We start from the raw sequence: 17828 nt of genomic DNA on the forward strand, positions 1-17828 counted from the left end.
TAATAGATAGAGTATAATGTATCTCAGAAATGTAGGAGGACAATTATGGATAATAAACCTAAAGCAGTACTATTTATGCTGATTTCTGCGATTGCGTTTGCTCTTATGCAGACGATGGTGAAATTGGCTGGAGATATACCAACATTTGAAAAAGTTTTATTTAGAAACTTGGTAAGTTTATTTGTTGCACTAAGCGTTATTTATCGTACAAAAACACCTATGTTTGGGAAAAAGGAGAACCAAAAATATCTGTTAGGAAGATCTCTTCTAGGATTAGGAGGAGTAGTTTTTTATTTCTACGCCATCAACAATTTGATTATGGCAGATGCGGCGATGCTTAACAAGTTATCACCTTTTTTTGTAACTATTTTTGCTTGCATATTCCTAAAAGAAAAATTGAATAAGATTCAGATTTCTTCATTAATTATAGTATTCATTGGAGCAATGTTAATCATTAAGCCTGAGTTCAGCTTTGAAGTGTTGCCAGCAGGAGCAGGATTGCTCTCGGCGATATGTGCAGGAGCGGCATATACAATAGTGAGATCATTAAAAAATAAAGAAAATCCATCTACTATTGTGTTTTATTTTTCTTTCGTTTCTGTTATCGTGATGATTCCATTGACCATAATGAACTTTCAGATGCCTATGGGTATGCAGTGGGTGTACTTAATAGGAACAGGTGTTTTTGCAGCTATGGGTCAATATGGATTGACTTTTGCATATAAATATGCACCAGCTTCTGAAGTATCTATATATAACTATACCACTATCATTTTTGCTGCAATAATGGGCTTTCTTGTATGGGGAGAATTGCCAGATTGGCTTAGTTTATTGGGAAGTATCTTAATTATTGTTACAGCTGTAGTTGCATTTATATACCAGAATAAACGCATTGAGGAATAAAATCATAGGACATTAAAGTTTCTAATACTTCATATAATGAACTAGTTAATTACTTGTGAATTAACATTAACGTAGTTAAATAAAATAAAAATGGTATTATGATTTTTAGGGAGGAGTTATTATGGATACAATTATCGTTTATGAAAGTAAGTACGGGTCTACTAAAGAAATTGCTAAGGACTTGGCTATGGTATTAGGTCCTGCAACATATTGTACAACAGATGAGTGGAAAGATGAATATAAAAATAGTGATTATATTATTATAGGGACACCTATCTATGCGGAGAAAGTTAGTCCTAAGATATATGATTTTGTATATATGAATAGGGAATGGCTCAAGAACAAAAAAGTAATATTGTTCTGCGTTAGTTTAAGGAAAGAGGGGGCAGAGATATATTTAACACCTTTACAAGATATACTAAAAGAAAGTGTTGTTTCTACCAAGGCTATAGGTGGTAGACTTCTACTTGAACAGTTGGATAATGAAGATTATACTATGATGAAAAATTTTAGTAATGCATATGGAATGCCATTTGAGGATGTTGACTCATTTGATGTAAAACAAATAACAGAGTATGGATTATATATTAGAAAACTAAGAGATTACTTCATTAAGATGCCAATAGAAGAATTGAAAATCTATATTGAGAAATTTCTAGGAAATCATAATACATGTACGCTTGCTACAGGATATGATAACGAAGTAAGAGCTACACCAGTAGAGTATACATACAATAAAGGTCATATGTATATTTTAAGTGAAGGCGGGTTCAAATTTGCTAATATATTATTGAATAATTATGTTTCTATTGCAGTCTATGATTCATTTCAAGGAATGAACACTTTAGCTGGTTTACAAATGACAGGAAAAGCAGAAATCATTGAAGATGAATGTAAAGAATATCTTGCTTATCTCAGGGAAAGAGGAATAAGACAAGAAAAGCTGCCTTCTCCATTACATCTTATCAGTATAAAAATTGAACATGTGGAAATATTGAGCTCTGAATTGAAGAAAAGGGGCTATGGGGTAAAGCAGTATTGTAATTTAAACTAAGAGTAGAAAAAACAAAACAATAACTAATAAAATTCAAAATATTAAAACTTAAAAGTATTAAATAATAAATAAAATAACAAATAAAGTGTGTAAAATGACCTGGATTAGATTTAATTTACACACTTTATTCATTTATAGGGTATTTAATTTGATGTTATATTATAATCCCAATTATTTGATATCAACATCTTTTTGAAATTCATATAAAGACTTTAAAGATATCTCTTTTTGATCAAAATGGATGATTTTTTTGAATTTCTTTACTATATCTAAATTGTGTGTGATCATAACAATTGTTAAATCTCGAATATTTATCAAGTTATCCATTATCTTATTTAAATCAATAACATCAATATTAGATAAACCTTCATCTATTAAAATTATGTTGCTTTCTGAATATAGTGCTCTTGCTAAACAAATTTTTTGTTTTTCACCATGAGAGCAATTCTTTATATTTATTGTATCATTTAAATTGATTAATGCTGTATCCTTTAAAACTTTATAGTATTTTTCTTTATTATATTTTTTTCCCATTAATATATTATCTTTTAAATTACCTTGAATAACATAAGGGTCTGACTTAATATAGGAGCCTATGTAAAAATAATTTTTATTTGTGTATTCAGAAGTATATATATTTCCTGAATAATTATAATCAATACCTAATAAAATTTTTAAAAAAGTAGTTTTACCTGAACCAGATATACCCCAGATGGCTATCTTATCATATGGTAAAACTTCTAAATTAAATTTATTTATTAGTTTACGATTACTTCTTGAAACAGTTAAATTTTCTACAAAAATAGTTTTGTTCTTGCTATTATCAATAAGGTTATTTTCTTGTAGATTATAAATTTCATTAATACGTCTTAATGAGATTTTTGCATTTCCAATATCAAAATTATATTCATTTATATTTTCTAAGTTTTTCATTGCTTTTTTAATATATTCAATGAAAGCAATAATTGAACCAATTGTAAAATAATCATTAATGACAAATATTCCACCTAAAAATATGATAAAATATGGAGTAATATTTAATAATGATTCAATTAACGTTGTACCAAATTTTCTTGTTTTACCTAATTGGATATTTGCATCTCTTTTATCAACTAGTGTTTTATCGTATATTTCAGATATAAACTTGTTGTGATTGTTTATTTTTATAACATCAATATTATTTAGAAATTCAATTAAAATTGATTTGGACTTTGTAATTTTTTCGATATATTTTTCTGAATAAACTTCTATTTTTCGCCTAAATTTAATTGAAATAATAATATATAAAACTAATGAACATAATGATATAGAACTAAGTATATATGACAATCTAATCATCATATATATACTAATCAATAATGATATAAAATTACTAAGCATGCGGGCAACATTATCAACAAAAAACACACGAGTATTCTTAATATCATCTTCAATTCTAGTAATTAAATCACCAATTTTAAAGTTATTTAATTCTTTAAAGTTTGAATTAATAACTTTGTTAAATAATTCTGCTCTAATATTTTTTACTATTTTACAATTTATTTCATAAAATAAAACCCCATGAATAAATTCTATAATTTTACTAGTTAAGAACATTATAGCAATCATCAAAATTGATATAACCAATCTTTCAATGTCTTTTTCAGGAATTATTTCATCAAAGATTTCTTTGACTTTTAATGGAATTTGAACCATTATCAATGGAGGAATAAATATTAGTATTATTCCGATTATTACTTCTTTTTTATAACGTATTACTAATCTAAAAAAGTTTTTTAGTTCTGAAAAGGAAAAGTTCATAATTTTCACCTCAAATATTAATAAGACAAGATTTAAATCTTGTCTTATTAAGCTTATTAACCTAAATCGCCTTCAGAACCCCCTTCGCACACGACGCCTAAATCAACAAGTTTTGGGAGTTCATCTGATTCAATTTCAAAAAAAGTTAATACTTCTTTGCTAATCATTTCCATTTATTTTTCTCCTTTCTGTACAAAAATTTGTAGAATATTAGTATAGTGTAAAATCTAAATAATGTATCACTTCTACTTAATATAATAGTAGATTTGTACCTAATTGGTCAAATATTTTTTAGATGATACTATATGTATATTAACCGTAATAATTATTTTCAATCTTACAAATATAACTAATATAAAATTATAATAAATCATATAATATATGATTATTATCCATTTGATTTTGATTTAATTATGTATGTCATGAAATCTTTTTTTACATTTGTTTTTTCTTGGTCTAATTTAGCAATTAATGAAAACATGTTTATAAGCGTTTTTTTTCTTAATTTACATATTCTTTTTGAATATCCAAGAAATTTTCCAGTTTCAACGTAAGTATCATATGGACATATTCCGCTACATATATTTTTAAAGGCACAAGAATAACATTCATTATTTACATTATTTTTATGATTAATTTGTTCTTTTTTAAAATTTTTTGAATACTCATTTATAATATTTATATTATCTATATTAGTTATTTCTTTGACAATATTGCTAGCAAATCTATGGCATGAATATATTTTGCCATCAGATGCCAAAGCAAAATAAGCTGTTCCTGCTTTACAATAAGAGAATGATTTTGCTCTATATATTAAATGTATTATTGGCATTGTAATATTTGTTATATCATAATAAAATCCTTCTTTAATATCTTTTAAATAATTACTATAAAGGTTATTATAATGAATAAAAAACTTTTCATAATCATCAGTTGATATGTTAGTATCTATACCAAATGTGAATTTTCTGATATCTGTTTCCTTTAATAAACTTTTTATATATTCATCAATTTTATAATTATCATTTGTTATAGTTATTCTTATTGAACATCTTGAATAATCATTCAATAATTTTATGTTACTAATAATTTTATCATATGATCCCATTCCATTTATAAATTTTCTATATTTATCGTGTGTTGATCTATCACCGTCAATACTTATAGATAATCCAAATTTGTTTTTTTCGAAAAAATTAACCATTGCCGAATTTAATAAAGTACCATTTGTTATAGTTCCGAATCTGAAATCTATTTGTGGAAATTCATTTTTACAATATAAAACAAGTTTTTTAATTTCATTATATGCTAACAATGGTTCACCACCAAAAAAAGTGATTTTAGCTTTTTTCTCACCATTATCAATTATACATTTAACAATGTAATTAATGGCTTTCTTAGCACTAGGTACACTAATTTTTATGCCTTTTTTATTATAGTTTCCTTGATTTGCATAGCAATAATTACAATTAAGATTGCAATCATTTATCATATTAATTGCAATAGAAGATGGAAAATCATAAAATTTATCATTGAATGAATTTTTATATTTTTCAATGTCTAGTTCTTTATATTCTATTTCTGGTAAAAAAATCATTACATTATCATTATAAACATAAAATTTGTTGTTTTCTTTAATTTTTATTGACATTAAATTTACCCCTTAATTTAATATTGTGTATAAATTAATAATATTTTACAGCATTAAATATAAAATATCAATGTTTTTATTTGATATTGTAAAAATAATTTGATATTAATAGAATGATTTAGACTGGTTTTATAATTATTAGGAAAATTTTAATTCTATAAAGCTAAAGCTGCAAAAAACTAAATTTAGTAAATTAAAAGATAATATACATTGATAGTTTTAAAGAAAAATATATAATTAGCTAAAATAACAAATAACAACAATCTACAATTTTTTCAATATCTCTTCCACCACAAGCTTACTAGACAATAACACAATAGAAATTCCTGTACCAGGGTGAACTGAGTTTCCTACAAAGTATAAATCATCTACAGTAGGTGATTTTATATGGGGTCTAAAATAGTTGGTCTGTAAAAGAGTAGGGCTAAGTCCAAAAGAAGTTCCCCCATAAGAATTAAATCTTGTTAACATATCATAAGGAGTTGTTACACTTTCATAAATGATATTTTCTTGTATATCTGATAAGCTTTCTATATTAGAAAGTTGAGCAAAAACTCTATCTTTCATTATGTTGATGGTTTCTTCATTCCAAGTAATATCATTGGATAATAGATTAGGTACACGAACTGTTATATTTATACATTCCATATCTTCTTTTGCCATAGTATCATCTATTTTGCTTGGACAATATATATATAATGAAGGATTCTCAGGAACGTTTTTAAAGAACGCTGATTGGATATTTTTTTCAAAATCATCACCAATATAAATATTATGAACTGATAGCTCAGGATATTTTTTCTTAAGACCTAGATGCATGATAAATGTAGAGCAGGAATATTTCATTTTAGATATTTTCTTATCAGTATATTTACCTTTAGCTTCATTATCTTTAATTAATTCTTTAATGGCATATGGAAAATCTGCATTACACACTACTATATCAGCTTTATCAATTCCAGATTTACTTTTAATCCCTGTTGCAGAACCATTCTCTATAACTATTTCTTCGACAGGAGTATCAGTTATTATTTTTCCACCAAATTCATAAATCATTTTTTCTAATGCTTCTATATATGAATACATACCACCCTCAAGATGTGTAAGACCATATAGCTGACTTATGGTGGGAACTAAATTGTAGATGTTAGGACCGTCAAAAGGAGATATACCAACATATAGAGATTGAAAAGCAATTAGATTCCGTAGATTGTCACTATCTATATACGAGGATATATGAGTGTAAGCATTACTGAATGTATTGATTTTCAACATTTTTTGTAATGAAACAAAGTTAAAGAAATCAAGAGGTTGACTAAAAGAATTATTAAGAAAATATTTATTGGCGATTAAATATTTTTCATATACTTTAGATAAAAATTTATAGTAGCCTATTGAGTCCTTTTTTGATAAAGTTTCCAAGCTTTCAGTGAGTTTGCCAATATCCCTGAAAAGGTCAAAATGACTCCCATCAAAATAGAATGCTCTATAGATAGGGTCTAAATCTATAAAATTAATATAATCTTTATAGTCCTTACCAACATATCTAAAAACATCCTTATATATTTCAGGTGTCATCAATATAGAGGCGGTGAGATCGAATCTAAAATTATCTGTTTCAATAAGATTAACTCTGCCACCTATTCTAGTATTCTTTTCATATATGGTCACATTATATCCTTTACTTAATAATTTTACAGCTGTAGCCAAGCCACCAACACCAGCACCAACTATTATTACGGATTTATTCAATTTAATTGCTCCTTCAAAAGGTAATAACTTATTTTTTGATTTTTTGATATAAATTATACTTATTGTGAGATAAAAAATAATGCTTATTAATAATAAAAAATCCATTAAATAAAAGTTTACAAAACAGGACACTAAAAGAGAAGATATAAAATTTTAATTGTGCTAAACTTTTACTCAGGAGGTGAAAAAATGGAGTGGTTAACGAAACTAAGTAAAGCAATTGATTATATAGAAGAAAATTTGACAGGAGATATCTCATATGATGAAGCTGCTAAGATTGCTTGTTGTTCAAAATACTACTTTCAACGAATGTTTTCCTATGTAGCAGATGTTCTACTATCAAGCTATATACGCCGTAGAAGAATGACAAAAGCCGCTTTTGAACTACAGACAAGTGATGAAAAAGTTACGGATATTGCCTTGAAATATGGTTATGATTCTCCAACTTCTTTTAATCGTGCTTTTCAGAGGGTTCATGGTGTTTCACCTACTGCTGCTAGAAAAGAGGGTACCATTTTAAACTCTTATCCACCTATTAGTTTTAGTATTAAGGTTACTGGGGGTGAAAGTATGAGGTATAGAATTGAGAAAAAAAGTCCTATAAGGATTGTTGGGATCAGAGTTCCGTTGAAAGAAGAAGTAGAACAGAATTTTAAGATAGTGCCAAAGTTTTGGGGAGAAACATTAGATAGCAATATATTTACAGAAATATGTAAACTGGCTGATAAAGAACCAAAGGGTGTATTAGGCATCACTGAATATAAAAATCCAGAAGAGATATATTACTATATTGGTGCATCAACAGATAAAGAGGTTCCAGAGAACATGTCTGTCTTGAAAATACCAGAAGCTACATGGGTGATTTTTGAATGTGATGGTCCTTTACCAGAATCAATTCAAACCATATTTAGACGTTTTTTAACGGAGTGGTTACCATTCTCTAGTTATGAATATGCAAAATTGCCAGATATAGAAGTCTATCCTGTAAGGGGTGATAAATCAAAAGGTATGCATTCAGAAGTATGGATAGGAGTTAAGAAGATCAAGGAGGAAGGAAATGAAATATGATATAAATATCAAAGATATAGAACCAATAAGAGTAGCTGCAATGGGTTATAAAGGAAATATTACTCAAGCTTCCAGACAGTTTCCCAATGTATTTAAATCTATCAGAGGAAAATCAAACGGGGCACCATTTTTTGCTTATTATGATATAGATAAAAAGAATGGTATAGGTGAATTGGAATTATGTGTTCCTACTGGTGAAACCCCCAATAGTCAAGGGATAACAATAAAAGAGTTACCAAGGGTAAGAGCAGCATGTCTTACACATATTGGAGGATATGATGGATTACCAAAGGCTTATGAAGCAATGAGAAATTATATAGAAGAAAATAATCTGAAGGTACAACCACCTTGGAGAGAAGTATATATAAAAGGACCTGGACTAATACTCAAAGGTAATCCAGATAAGTATATTACAGAGATAATATTCCCTATTGAAGAGGGGGAAAATAATGCTGGCGATTGAGACTGACAAATTGGTTAAACAATATAAAAATGGGGTTAAAGCCCTTGATGGTTTGAATCTAAAAGTGAATAGAGGAGAGATATTTTCTCTTCTAGGACCTAATGGAGCAGGAAAATCCTCTCTAATCAATATACTAACAACTTTTTATAAACCCACATCTGGTAAAGTTACCATCTTAGGTAAAGATTTATGTATAGACCCTTCCTGGATTCGTACTCAGATAGCTTGTGTGGCACAGCATATTTCCATTGATGAACATCTATCCCTTATGGAAAATATGATGTTTCAAAGCAGGATGTATAAAGTGGATAAACAAGTAGCAAGAGAAAGGATTAATTCATTGATTAATAGTTTCGGTCTTGTAAGTTATCTAAAATATCCTACATCATCATATTCAGGAGGGGTAAAACGTAGATTGGATATAGCAATGAATATGGTATCACTTCCTAGAATACTATTTTTGGATGAACCAACTGTAGGTATGGATGCAATGTCACGAAAATCAATGTGGGAAATGTTATTAAAGATCCGTGATGAATATAAAACTACCATTTTTCTTACAACACATTATCTGGAAGAAGCAGACCAGTTGAGTAATAATATTTGTATTATGAAACAAGGTAGAGAATTAGCACATGGAACATCTTCGAACCTAAGAGGGATTATCAGACAGAATATGATTCATATAGTACTCACTAACAAGAAGGAAGTTGTAAAATATAAAAATATGCTTGATAGTACTGGTTTAATCAAGTTCAGTAAGACAAGAGATAATTCTATTTTTGTAGGGGTAGAAGATAGTAGAATAGGGTTTAAAGCCATCAACAAATGGCTGATAGATAATAATGTGAATTTCAGTGCAATTGAGATTGTAGAACCAACATTAGAAGATGTATTCTTAGCATTAACAGATTCAAACAATAATAGAGGGGAGGTACTTATATGCTGAATTTTCTATGGCGTAATATGAAATGGCGTTTTCAGAATCCTATTTCAATATTGATACCAGTATTACAACCTTTTATCTGGCTTGTTCTATATAGTGCTGTAGCAGGACAGACAATGAAAAGTATAGATAACACTAATTACACTGCTTTTATTTTACCTGGACTTATTGTGTTAGTTGCCTTCGCATCATCTTGCAGTGGTGGAATAATCAATTTCATCAATAAGTCTAATGGAAGTTTCTATAGGATACTTATAGCTCCTGTAAGTCGAATATCCATAGTACTAGGTCAAATGCTGGAATCAGTATTACTATCCTTTTTAGAAATTGCTATTTTATGTATTACAGGACTTTTTTTCTCGGTTAGAGTAGCATCTGGGGTTTTGGGGGTTTTATTGATAATTCTATTGATATTCTTGACAGCGTTCTTTATGTCCGGATTATGTTATTCCATAAGTCTTATGCTTCCTAATGAAGTTATCTATGAAACCATAATGAATGCTATAGTACTTCCTGTTTTCTTTTTGAGTTCTGCATTATTTCCTGTAGACAATTTGTCTGGTGGACTCAAAGCAGCAATCAATCTCAATCCTTTTACCCATGTTATTAACTCTATACGAAGTCTAATATTTGGAGAATCAATAATGTTAGGTGACATCTTACCTGTCATATTACTCTTTGTTGTTTTGTGTTTTTTAAGTTTTGCTCTTGCCTTTAGAAGGCTCAAGAAGATTACATTATGATATAATAAAAAGCATTTGAATATAATAATTCTTGTGCTTTTATATTATAGATTGCGCCTAGATGTGGAGTTTTTGCAACTAGGTCACCTGTAAGACCTAATCCACTGGCATCCACAGTTATAAAGGTGAAATCTGTGGATAAAGTTAATCATTTCATTGAAGTCTGTGGATTTGATGGCTTTGAAGATACGAATATATTACAGATCATGCCTTATAATGCTGTTGCTGTTTTTGATGATGTAAAAGTTCCGGATTGGGTGTCACATTGGACTGGTTATAAAACGTTTCTGGATTCTAGTAGAAAGATTCAAAGTACTAACAGAAATTCTAACAGAAATATAAACAAGAATCAACAGATTTTTATACAAGAGCTTGAGCCAGAAAATAATTTGGAATTAGAGAATATAAATTCTAATGAAATTATTGTTGAAAATGCTTCTATCCATAATCTAAAAGATATTTCTGTAAAAATACCAAAGGATAAAATTACAGTAATAACAGGAGTTAGCGGAAGTGGTAAGTCTAGTCTTGCCTTTGATACCATCTATAATGAGAGCAGAAAGCAGTTTATGGATTTGATTGCTTCCAACACACACATAGATAATGATTACAATGATTCAAAAGTTAAAAGAATAACTGGATTACAACCTGCTATAGCTATAGAACAGAGAAACCTAGGAATGAATCCCAGATCAACAGTTGGTTCAGTGTCTAGAATTGGAGATTATCTAAGACTACTATATGCTACCATAGGTGAAAGAGTATGCCCTTATTGTAATGAAACTGTTCCTAAAAATAATGTTTGCAGTAAATGTGGAAGTATTTTTTTCCCACTGACACCTTCCGTATTCAGTTATAATAATCCAGATTATATGTGCCCTGTTTGTAAAGGATTAGGGGAAGAAATGAAAATAGATGTTAATCTTATTATTGATAATCCTGAGAAATCAATTTTAAATGGAGCTTCTCTCTGGTGGGGAAACCTAAGAAAGTTTAGGGATAAGCCTAATGCTAACTGGATGAAAGGAGAAGTCCTCGCACTGGCTGATGACATGAAGGAAGATTTGGAAGTACCTTTCAAGAATCTATCAGAGGATTTCAAGAAACAGCTTTTTTACGGTACTGATAGTAGGGAAGTCAGCGGGGCGACTGTTATAGTTATTGAGCATAACCCTATGTTAATCAAAAGAGGGGATTATGTTATTGAGATGGGACCAGAAGGTGGAGATTTGGGAGGTTATATAATTAGGGAAGGATGGTTAGGGCATAAATAATAATTTAGAAAATGACTGATAAACAGAATTTGTTTTCAGTCATTTTTTAAGTAATGATTTAACATAGCTGATACGGATTCATCACTGATAACGTGTTCAATAGCACATGCATCCTTGTCAGCTATTACTGGGTCTATATTTAATATTTCTATTAAGAAACGACTGATGACATGATGTTTATGAGAGGTCTGTTCAGCTATAACTTTTCCTTTTTCTGTTAATACGATTTCTTTATATTTTTCATTAATTATTAAACCTTTTTTAGTTAATGTGGTCATGGCGCTATTGGTACTGGCTTTTGTGACACCAAGACGTTTAGCGATATCAGATACTCTTGCACTTCCATTACCTTCTCTTGATAATTCGTATATTGCTTCTAGATAATTTTCCATAGTGAAAGTTAGTTTTTCCATCAAATCTACTCCTTTACGTTCTTATATCATTATATCAAATAAATACTATTATTAAAATATTTTATTTAATAACTATTTTTATGACATTTATCAATAAATGTTATAGCAGAAATAACTATATTAATACAATATTTACCATGTAGATAATACAATATTAGTAAATATACATCGAAATTTACAGAAAAAAGTATTATTTTAGACTATAAAGAAATATGATGTATTATATTAAATTTCATTAATTTATTAAAAAGTAACAATAAACACAAAAATATTGAAAAATAGTATAGAATAGTGTATAATTAATTTGGTTTATACTACATAAGACATAAAAAGCTATATTATTAGATAATAGTAAATATAGATATTATTAAATATAGTCATTAAATAGTATCTAATTTAGTTAATTAAGTAATATAGTATTTATTTACGCTTGTTTTGGCTTGGGTGAAAATAATAGTTGAAGTTTTAGATTAATTTATTAAGGGTTCAATAATAAAATTACGAAGAAGGGATAGAGGATATAATTAATGAAAAGAAAAATTACGATATTGTGTCTATTTGCGGTTATAGTAGTAGGTGTAGTCGTTTATTCTATATTACACTTTTCTTATGATGATGTTTCTAATGATAAAGATGCTATTATAAATAGTACAATACAAAAAACTATGGATAAAGGGAATATTCCAGGTTTATCTTTATGTTACATTGATGGTAATGATACATATATTAATTCTTTTGGTTATTCAGAGCTGGATGATAAAACAAAAGTAGATAATAGTACTTTATTTCAAATAGGATCTAATAGTAAAGCCTTTACAGCATTTGCTGTATCACAATTAATCAAAGAAAATAAAATTGAATTAGATGGCAAGGTCAGTGATTATCTAGATAATTTCTATCTTAATTATTATAAGAGTTATAGAGGGAAAAAATATAATGGGCAAGTTGATGTTACTATAGAACAATTACTTCATCATACAAGTGGAATACCCACTAATAGTATAGTGGATATCCCTGAAAGTAATGATGAAAATAGTTTGCATGATACAGTATATGGCTTTTCAAATATGTCACTTAAAAATTATCCTGGTTCTAGATTTGAATATGCTACCATCAACTATGATATTCTAGGTCTGATTATTGAAAAGGTGACTGGAGAATCATATGAAAAATATATGCAGGATAATGTTTTTGATAAGTTTGGTCTGACAAATACCACTGCTGAGCAAGTCAGTAATATATCTTCAGGATATAAAGAAAGTCTATTTGGGATTAAGAAATATGATGCACCAGTTTACAAGGGTAATACACCTGCTGGATATATTGTTTCTGATATAGAAGATATGTGCAGATGGATAAAAATCCAAATGGGAATGATTAGCACAGAAGATTCAGAGTTATTGCAAATGACTCATGAAGCCAATCACGCTAATAGCACTGGTTTAAATAACGCATATTATGCTTCTGGCTGGTATTGCAATGAAACTGTAGATGGAAAATTAGTTTTTCATGGAGGTGATAATCCTAACTTCTCATCATTCATTTTATTCAATTCTGAGAAAAAAATAGGTGTGTGTGTATTAGCAAATGTAAATTCCGTGTATACCACAAGCTTGACTGAGAAAATATATAATATTTTAGAGGGTAATCATAGGATTGTTAAAGCTGAGGATACTGTTGGAATCTTAAATAATATATCTAGATTTATAATAGGATTTTTCCTTATATTCATTATAGCAGTTATAGTATTGATAATTAAACAAATCATAAGAATAAGCTATTTGAAAAAACATAAGACAGATAATTATATTAAAACAAATTATAAGAATGCAGTAGTATTAGGGGTAATTTTAACAGCATTTATAGTAGGGATGAGATTTATACCTAGATTATTCTTTGCTAATGCTGGATGGGAATTTGCAAGGGTATGGATGCCTGATTCATTATATATTGCGGCTAATGTAGTTTCAGTAGGTTTGGTATGTTTCTTTATATATTATGTGCTCTCTAGTTATAAAGTAAGTGATGAAACCTATAATCTTGTACCATTAGTAATCGTAAGTGCAATTAGTGGGTTTGGAAATTCAATGATCATTTTTATGATAAATATGGCTATATCACGAGGCGAACGTTTTGATAAAGTATTATTCATATATTTTATCATAGGATTGTTGATATACATATTCGGTCAGAGAATCGTAAGATTCGACTTGATAAAAATATCAAATGAAATCATTTATAAAAAGAGGATGGACATAACATCAAAAGTCCTTGAATCCAATTATGAACAATTTTCAAGTTTGGATTCTGGTCAGATAGAAACTGTTTTGAATAATGATACTGAAGTAATAAGTAACTTCTCCAATGTGTTGATTACAGGTTTGACAAGCCTTATTACCATAATATGCTGTTTTGTTTATCTCGGGATAGTCAGTATATATGGACTGGGTATAGTTCTAGGAGTGGTGCTTATTGCTGTTAGTCTGTACATGCTTATTATGAAAAATGCAAATGGGCATTTAGAAAAGGCAAGAACTTCTCAAAATGTATTTTTCAAACGTATTGGTGATATGATTGGTGGATTCAAGGAATTAAGTCTCAACCATGATAAGAAAATATCTTATAAACAGGATATGAAAGAGACTTGTGAAGATTATAAAGACAAAATTAAAAAAGGAAGCTATAAATTCGCAGGGGTCTTCATTGTTGGAGAATCTTTATTCACAATTGTTATAGGAGCTATAGTATTCATATTTCCAATAGTATTCAAGAATCAAAATATGCATTTAAGAGAATATGTATTTGTCTTACTATATGTTACAGGACCTATAAATGCTGTTCTTAATGCTGTACCAAATGTGATACGTACAAAAATCAGCTGGAACAGAATTGGAGAATTGATTAAGAAATTGGATATAAGCTGCGAAGATACGGATGCCTCTTCTAAGAATGATAGAATACATGATTTTCATAGTATCAAGATTGTAGATGGAAGATACAAATATAAGGTTGAAGATGAAAACGGTTTTGAAATAGGACCAATCAATGCAGAGTTTGGTAAAGGTCAGATATCATTCATAGTAGGTGGAAATGGTAGTGGTAAAACTACTTTGGTAAAACTTCTAACAGGTCTATACAAACCAGTTGAAGGTAAGATTTACATAAATAATAAGAAAGTGATGTTAGATGAATTAGGTAAGTATTATACAACAGTATTTAGCGACTTCTATCTTTTTGATAAATTATATGGAGTAAATATTGAAGGTAAGGAGGGAGCCATAGAAGAGTATTTAAAAGAATTAGGATTGTTTGAAAAAGTCTCAATAAAGGAAAATGAATTTTCTACTGTTAAACTTTCAACAGGTCAGAGAAAGAGACTAGCACTATTAATAAGTTATTTAGAAGATAAACCTATTTTCTTATTTGACGAATGGGCAGCTGACCAAGATCCTGTTTTCAGAGAATTCTTTTATACTGAATTATTGCCTAAACTAAAAGAAAAAGGTAAATGTATAATTGCTATAACCCATGATGACAGATATTTTAATTTGGCAGATCAAGTAATATGTATGGAATTTGGAAAAGTCAAAGACCAGAATTATAATCTGTTGGAATATTATTGATAATATTATAAACGGTCGCCATTATTTAATGAGAGGAAGAATATAAGAGTGATAAATGTTGAAGTAATAAACTCAATTGACAGAAAAGATAAACTTGATGAAATATACAAATTCAGGTTTGAGGTATATATTGAAGAATTAAGTTATCTTAAAGCGGGATATGACGACTCTAATTCTTATTATTCAAAGCAGGAGTATGATATTTATGATGAATATTCCAGACATATCATTTTAAGGAATAATAAGGAGATAGTAGCATATGCAAGAATAATTATTGATAAGGGTCAGGGATTACTGATATTAAATAAAATTGGTGATCAACAGTTTTTGAATGACAGTGATAAAGTTGAAGTAAGCAGAATGATGGTGAAAAAGAATTACCGTTATTCTAGAGCAATAATAATACTTATGAATGAAATATATAAGAACCTGGTTGATATTGGAAGTAAATACATATTTGCAGATACTTTCCAGGATTCAGCTAGTTATCACATATGTAAAGAGATGGGTTTTAAGGAATTAGGGGTAAAGTATATAGATGAAACTTACAATTTAGATGTTGATTCAGTTGTATTATTTTCAACATTGAGTGAACTTAAGATAAATTATTTCTTGGAAATGAACAGGAAAGAGGAGATTTCAAATGGTTAAAAACGTTCTACTAATACAGCCGCCTATTTTCAAATCAGATTTAGGTGTTGATGTAATTCAAGGTGCATATTGGAATAAGCTTGATAAAAAGATGAATGACATAATAATAGAAAATAAACTTGATAATGGAGTTAATGGATATCATGCCATAGAACCCAATATCGGTTTGCTTTATGTAGCGGCATGCTTGAATAAATGTGGTTATAATCTTAAATATGTTGATTTCTCAGTGGTTGATAATGATGTTAGAGAGACCCAAAAAAGACCCATCAATGAAGAGGATATAGAGAAAGAGATAGGACAGATACCTAAGAATTTTTTACAATTCGTGGCTATCTCTTGTATGACAGTAAATTATAAATGGGCAGTCAAGATTGCTGAAACTATAAAAAGTATAAATAGTGAGTGTGTTGTTGTATTAGGCGGTGTTCATGGAAGTTTTGAATATGAGAATATACTCAAAAGCACAAAAAGCATAGACATAGTTTCTATTGGTGAAGGAGAAGAAACTATGGTAGAAATAGCTGATATGTTTTTTGGGTATGGGATGGATCTTGATAAGTTGTCTTCAATAAAAAGTGTAGCATTTCGTAAAGGAGATGGAAGTATCTGTCTGACTCCAAAAAGAGAATTCATACAAGATTTGGATACCATTCCTTATCCTATGTATGAGCTTATTCCCAAACACATTACAGATGATGTAATGATAAGGGTCATAACCTCTAGAGGATGTAGTAACAATTGTTCTTTTTGCGTTCCAAGCAAAATATTTAATAAATTAAGATTCCGTAAGGTCAAGTGTGTAGTAGATGAATTGGAATACTATAACAAGACACATGGATGGAAATTATTCATGATAGGTGATTTGAATTTCCTTAGCTCGTATGATTATGCACTTGATTTCTGTAATGAGATCATTAAGAGAAAACTTGATATTGTATGGATATGCCAGAGTAGAGTGGATTTAGTTGATGAGAATATAACGAAACTCATGAAAAAAGCAGGTTGTATTCTAATCTGTCTAGGCATTGAAAGTGCTGACCAAGATATTTTGGATCACACCAACAAAAACACAACAGTGGATAAAGCTTTGAATGCTTGTAAAATGGTTAAGAATGCAGGTATTCGTTTGTATACATATTGGGTTTTTGGATTGCCTAATGAAACTCATGATAGTGCACATGCCACCATTAAACTATTAAGGCGATTCCTGGATGAAGATGTAATTGATTTTACCCACTGTACAATGTGTACTCCTTTTCCTGGGACTGAACTTTACAAGCATCCAGAAGAGAATGATATAACTCTGTTAACCAATGATTACGATGATTATTGGTTAGGTTGTGATTATCTAGGTGCAGGACTTCCTGTAATGGAGACTAATGAATTAAGCAGATATGAAATCTATGCATACTGGCAGATGGCACTTGCTGTAGTAGCTGGTAATCTGGATTGATAAAAATATAATAACAATTATGTATTAATAG

At 29.1% G+C, this 17828-nt stretch carries 14 protein-coding genes; 10 read left to right on the forward strand and 4 right to left on the reverse strand.

The window, feature by feature from the left end:
* Nucleotides 1-45 precede the first annotated feature (45 nt).
* Together HYG85_RS13295 and HYG85_RS13300 are read left to right on the forward strand one after the other, a co-directional pair.
* Complete coding sequence (locus tag HYG85_RS13295) at nt 46-903, forward strand: DMT family transporter (RefSeq protein ID WP_212690069.1); 858 nt, start codon at nt 46-48, stop codon at nt 901-903.
* A gap of 121 nt (nt 904-1024) precedes the next feature.
* A complete protein-coding gene (locus tag HYG85_RS13300; protein ID WP_212690070.1) occupies nt 1025-1957 on the forward strand; it encodes a flavodoxin domain-containing protein in 933 nt (310 codons plus the stop codon).
* 171 nt (nt 1958-2128) lie between these two features.
* On the opposite strand, the gene HYG85_RS13305 is transcribed toward HYG85_RS13300, so the two are convergent.
* The 3 genes from HYG85_RS13305 to HYG85_RS13315 form a co-directional block, all read right to left on the reverse strand.
* A complete protein-coding gene (locus tag HYG85_RS13305; protein ID WP_212690071.1) occupies nt 2129-3757 on the reverse strand; it encodes an ABC transporter transmembrane domain-containing protein in 1629 nt (542 codons plus the stop codon).
* 388 nt (nt 3758-4145) lie between these two features.
* Nucleotides 4146-5408, reverse strand: a complete 1263-nt coding sequence (locus tag HYG85_RS13310; protein ID WP_212690072.1) for a radical SAM/SPASM domain-containing protein — start codon at nt 5406-5408, stop codon at nt 4146-4148.
* Nucleotides 5409-5672: 264 nt separating this feature from the next.
* Nucleotides 5673-7160, reverse strand: a complete 1488-nt coding sequence (locus HYG85_RS13315; protein WP_212690073.1) for a phytoene desaturase family protein — start codon at nt 7158-7160, stop codon at nt 5673-5675.
* A gap of 189 nt (nt 7161-7349) precedes the next feature.
* Between HYG85_RS13315 and HYG85_RS13320 the strand changes: the two genes are divergently transcribed.
* Genes HYG85_RS13320 through HYG85_RS13340 form a run of 5 tightly spaced genes read left to right on the forward strand, consistent with a single transcriptional unit; the run spans nt 7350 to nt 11654 of the window.
* Nucleotides 7350-8228 carry an AraC family transcriptional regulator gene (locus HYG85_RS13320; RefSeq protein ID WP_212690074.1) on the forward strand — a complete coding sequence of 293 codons (879 nt, stop codon included), beginning with the start codon at nt 7350-7352 and terminating at the stop codon, nt 8226-8228.
* Nucleotides 8218-8691: a GyrI-like domain-containing protein gene (locus HYG85_RS13325; protein ID WP_212690075.1), complete on the forward strand. Its 474-nt coding sequence runs from the start codon at nt 8218-8220 to the stop codon at nt 8689-8691. Before HYG85_RS13320 ends, HYG85_RS13325 begins: the two co-directional genes overlap by 11 nt.
* The gene (locus HYG85_RS13330; protein WP_212690076.1) at nt 8678-9640 is read left to right on the forward strand and encodes an ABC transporter ATP-binding protein; all 963 of its coding nucleotides are present in this window, start codon (nt 8678-8680) and stop codon (nt 9638-9640) included. Before HYG85_RS13325 ends, HYG85_RS13330 begins: the two co-directional genes overlap by 14 nt.
* Entirely contained in the window at nt 9634-10380 is a 747-nt protein-coding gene (locus tag HYG85_RS13335) for an ABC transporter permease (RefSeq protein ID WP_212690077.1), read from the forward strand. Before HYG85_RS13330 ends, HYG85_RS13335 begins: the two co-directional genes overlap by 7 nt.
* Before the next feature lie 50 nt (nt 10381-10430).
* Nucleotides 10431-11654, forward strand: a complete 1224-nt coding sequence (locus HYG85_RS13340) for a TrmO family methyltransferase domain-containing protein (RefSeq protein WP_276515037.1) — start codon at nt 10431-10433, stop codon at nt 11652-11654.
* A 35-nt stretch (nt 11655-11689) separates the two neighbouring features.
* On the opposite strand, the gene HYG85_RS13345 is transcribed toward HYG85_RS13340, so the two are convergent.
* On the reverse strand, nt 11690-12067 hold the full coding sequence (locus HYG85_RS13345) for a metal-dependent transcriptional regulator (protein WP_113673405.1): 378 nt from the start codon (nt 12065-12067) through the stop codon (nt 11690-11692).
* A gap of 527 nt (nt 12068-12594) precedes the next feature.
* Between HYG85_RS13345 and HYG85_RS13350 the strand changes: the two genes are divergently transcribed.
* The 3 genes from HYG85_RS13350 to HYG85_RS13360 are packed head-to-tail and all read left to right on the forward strand — an operon-like array spanning nt 12595 to nt 17797.
* The gene (locus tag HYG85_RS13350) at nt 12595-15690 is read left to right on the forward strand and encodes a cyclic peptide export ABC transporter (protein WP_212690079.1); all 3096 of its coding nucleotides are present in this window, start codon (nt 12595-12597) and stop codon (nt 15688-15690) included.
* A gap of 48 nt (nt 15691-15738) precedes the next feature.
* Complete coding sequence (locus HYG85_RS13355) at nt 15739-16341, forward strand: GNAT family N-acyltransferase (protein WP_212690080.1); 603 nt, start codon at nt 15739-15741, stop codon at nt 16339-16341.
* Nucleotides 16334-17797 carry a B12-binding domain-containing radical SAM protein gene (locus HYG85_RS13360; protein ID WP_212690081.1) on the forward strand — a complete coding sequence of 488 codons (1464 nt, stop codon included), beginning with the start codon at nt 16334-16336 and terminating at the stop codon, nt 17795-17797. The genes HYG85_RS13355 and HYG85_RS13360 overlap by 8 nt, the downstream gene beginning before the upstream one ends.
* The last annotated feature ends 31 nt before the right edge of the window (nt 17798-17828 follow it).

The sequence above is a fragment of the Vallitalea guaymasensis genome (assembly GCF_018141425.1).
Lineage (GTDB): Bacteria > Bacillota > Clostridia > Lachnospirales > Vallitaleaceae > Vallitalea > Vallitalea guaymasensis.

What these genes read in the sequence shown, in the direction of transcription:
- HYG85_RS13295 (WP_212690069.1), top strand. Translation starts at nt 46, where the DNA reads ATGGATAATAAACCTAAAGCAGTACTATTTATGCTGATTTCTGCGATT.
- HYG85_RS13300 (WP_212690070.1), top strand. Translation starts at nt 1,025, where the DNA reads ATGGATACAATTATCGTTTATGAAAGTAAGTACGGGTCTACTAAAGAA.
- HYG85_RS13305 (WP_212690071.1), bottom strand. Translation starts at nt 3,757, where the DNA reads ATGAACTTTTCCTTTTCAGAACTAAAAAACTTTTTTAGATTAGTAATA.
- HYG85_RS13310 (WP_212690072.1), bottom strand. Translation starts at nt 5,408, where the DNA reads ATGTCAATAAAAATTAAAGAAAACAACAAATTTTATGTTTATAATGAT.
- HYG85_RS13320 (WP_212690074.1), top strand. Translation starts at nt 7,350, where the DNA reads ATGGAGTGGTTAACGAAACTAAGTAAAGCAATTGATTATATAGAAGAA.
- HYG85_RS13325 (WP_212690075.1), top strand. Translation starts at nt 8,218, where the DNA reads ATGAAATATGATATAAATATCAAAGATATAGAACCAATAAGAGTAGCT.
- HYG85_RS13330 (WP_212690076.1), top strand. Translation starts at nt 8,678, where the DNA reads ATGCTGGCGATTGAGACTGACAAATTGGTTAAACAATATAAAAATGGG.
- HYG85_RS13335 (WP_212690077.1), top strand. Translation starts at nt 9,634, where the DNA reads ATGCTGAATTTTCTATGGCGTAATATGAAATGGCGTTTTCAGAATCCT.
- HYG85_RS13345 (WP_113673405.1), bottom strand. Translation starts at nt 12,067, where the DNA reads ATGGAAAAACTAACTTTCACTATGGAAAATTATCTAGAAGCAATATAC.
- HYG85_RS13350 (WP_212690079.1), top strand. Translation starts at nt 12,595, where the DNA reads ATGAAAAGAAAAATTACGATATTGTGTCTATTTGCGGTTATAGTAGTA.
- HYG85_RS13360 (WP_212690081.1), top strand. Translation starts at nt 16,334, where the DNA reads ATGGTTAAAAACGTTCTACTAATACAGCCGCCTATTTTCAAATCAGAT.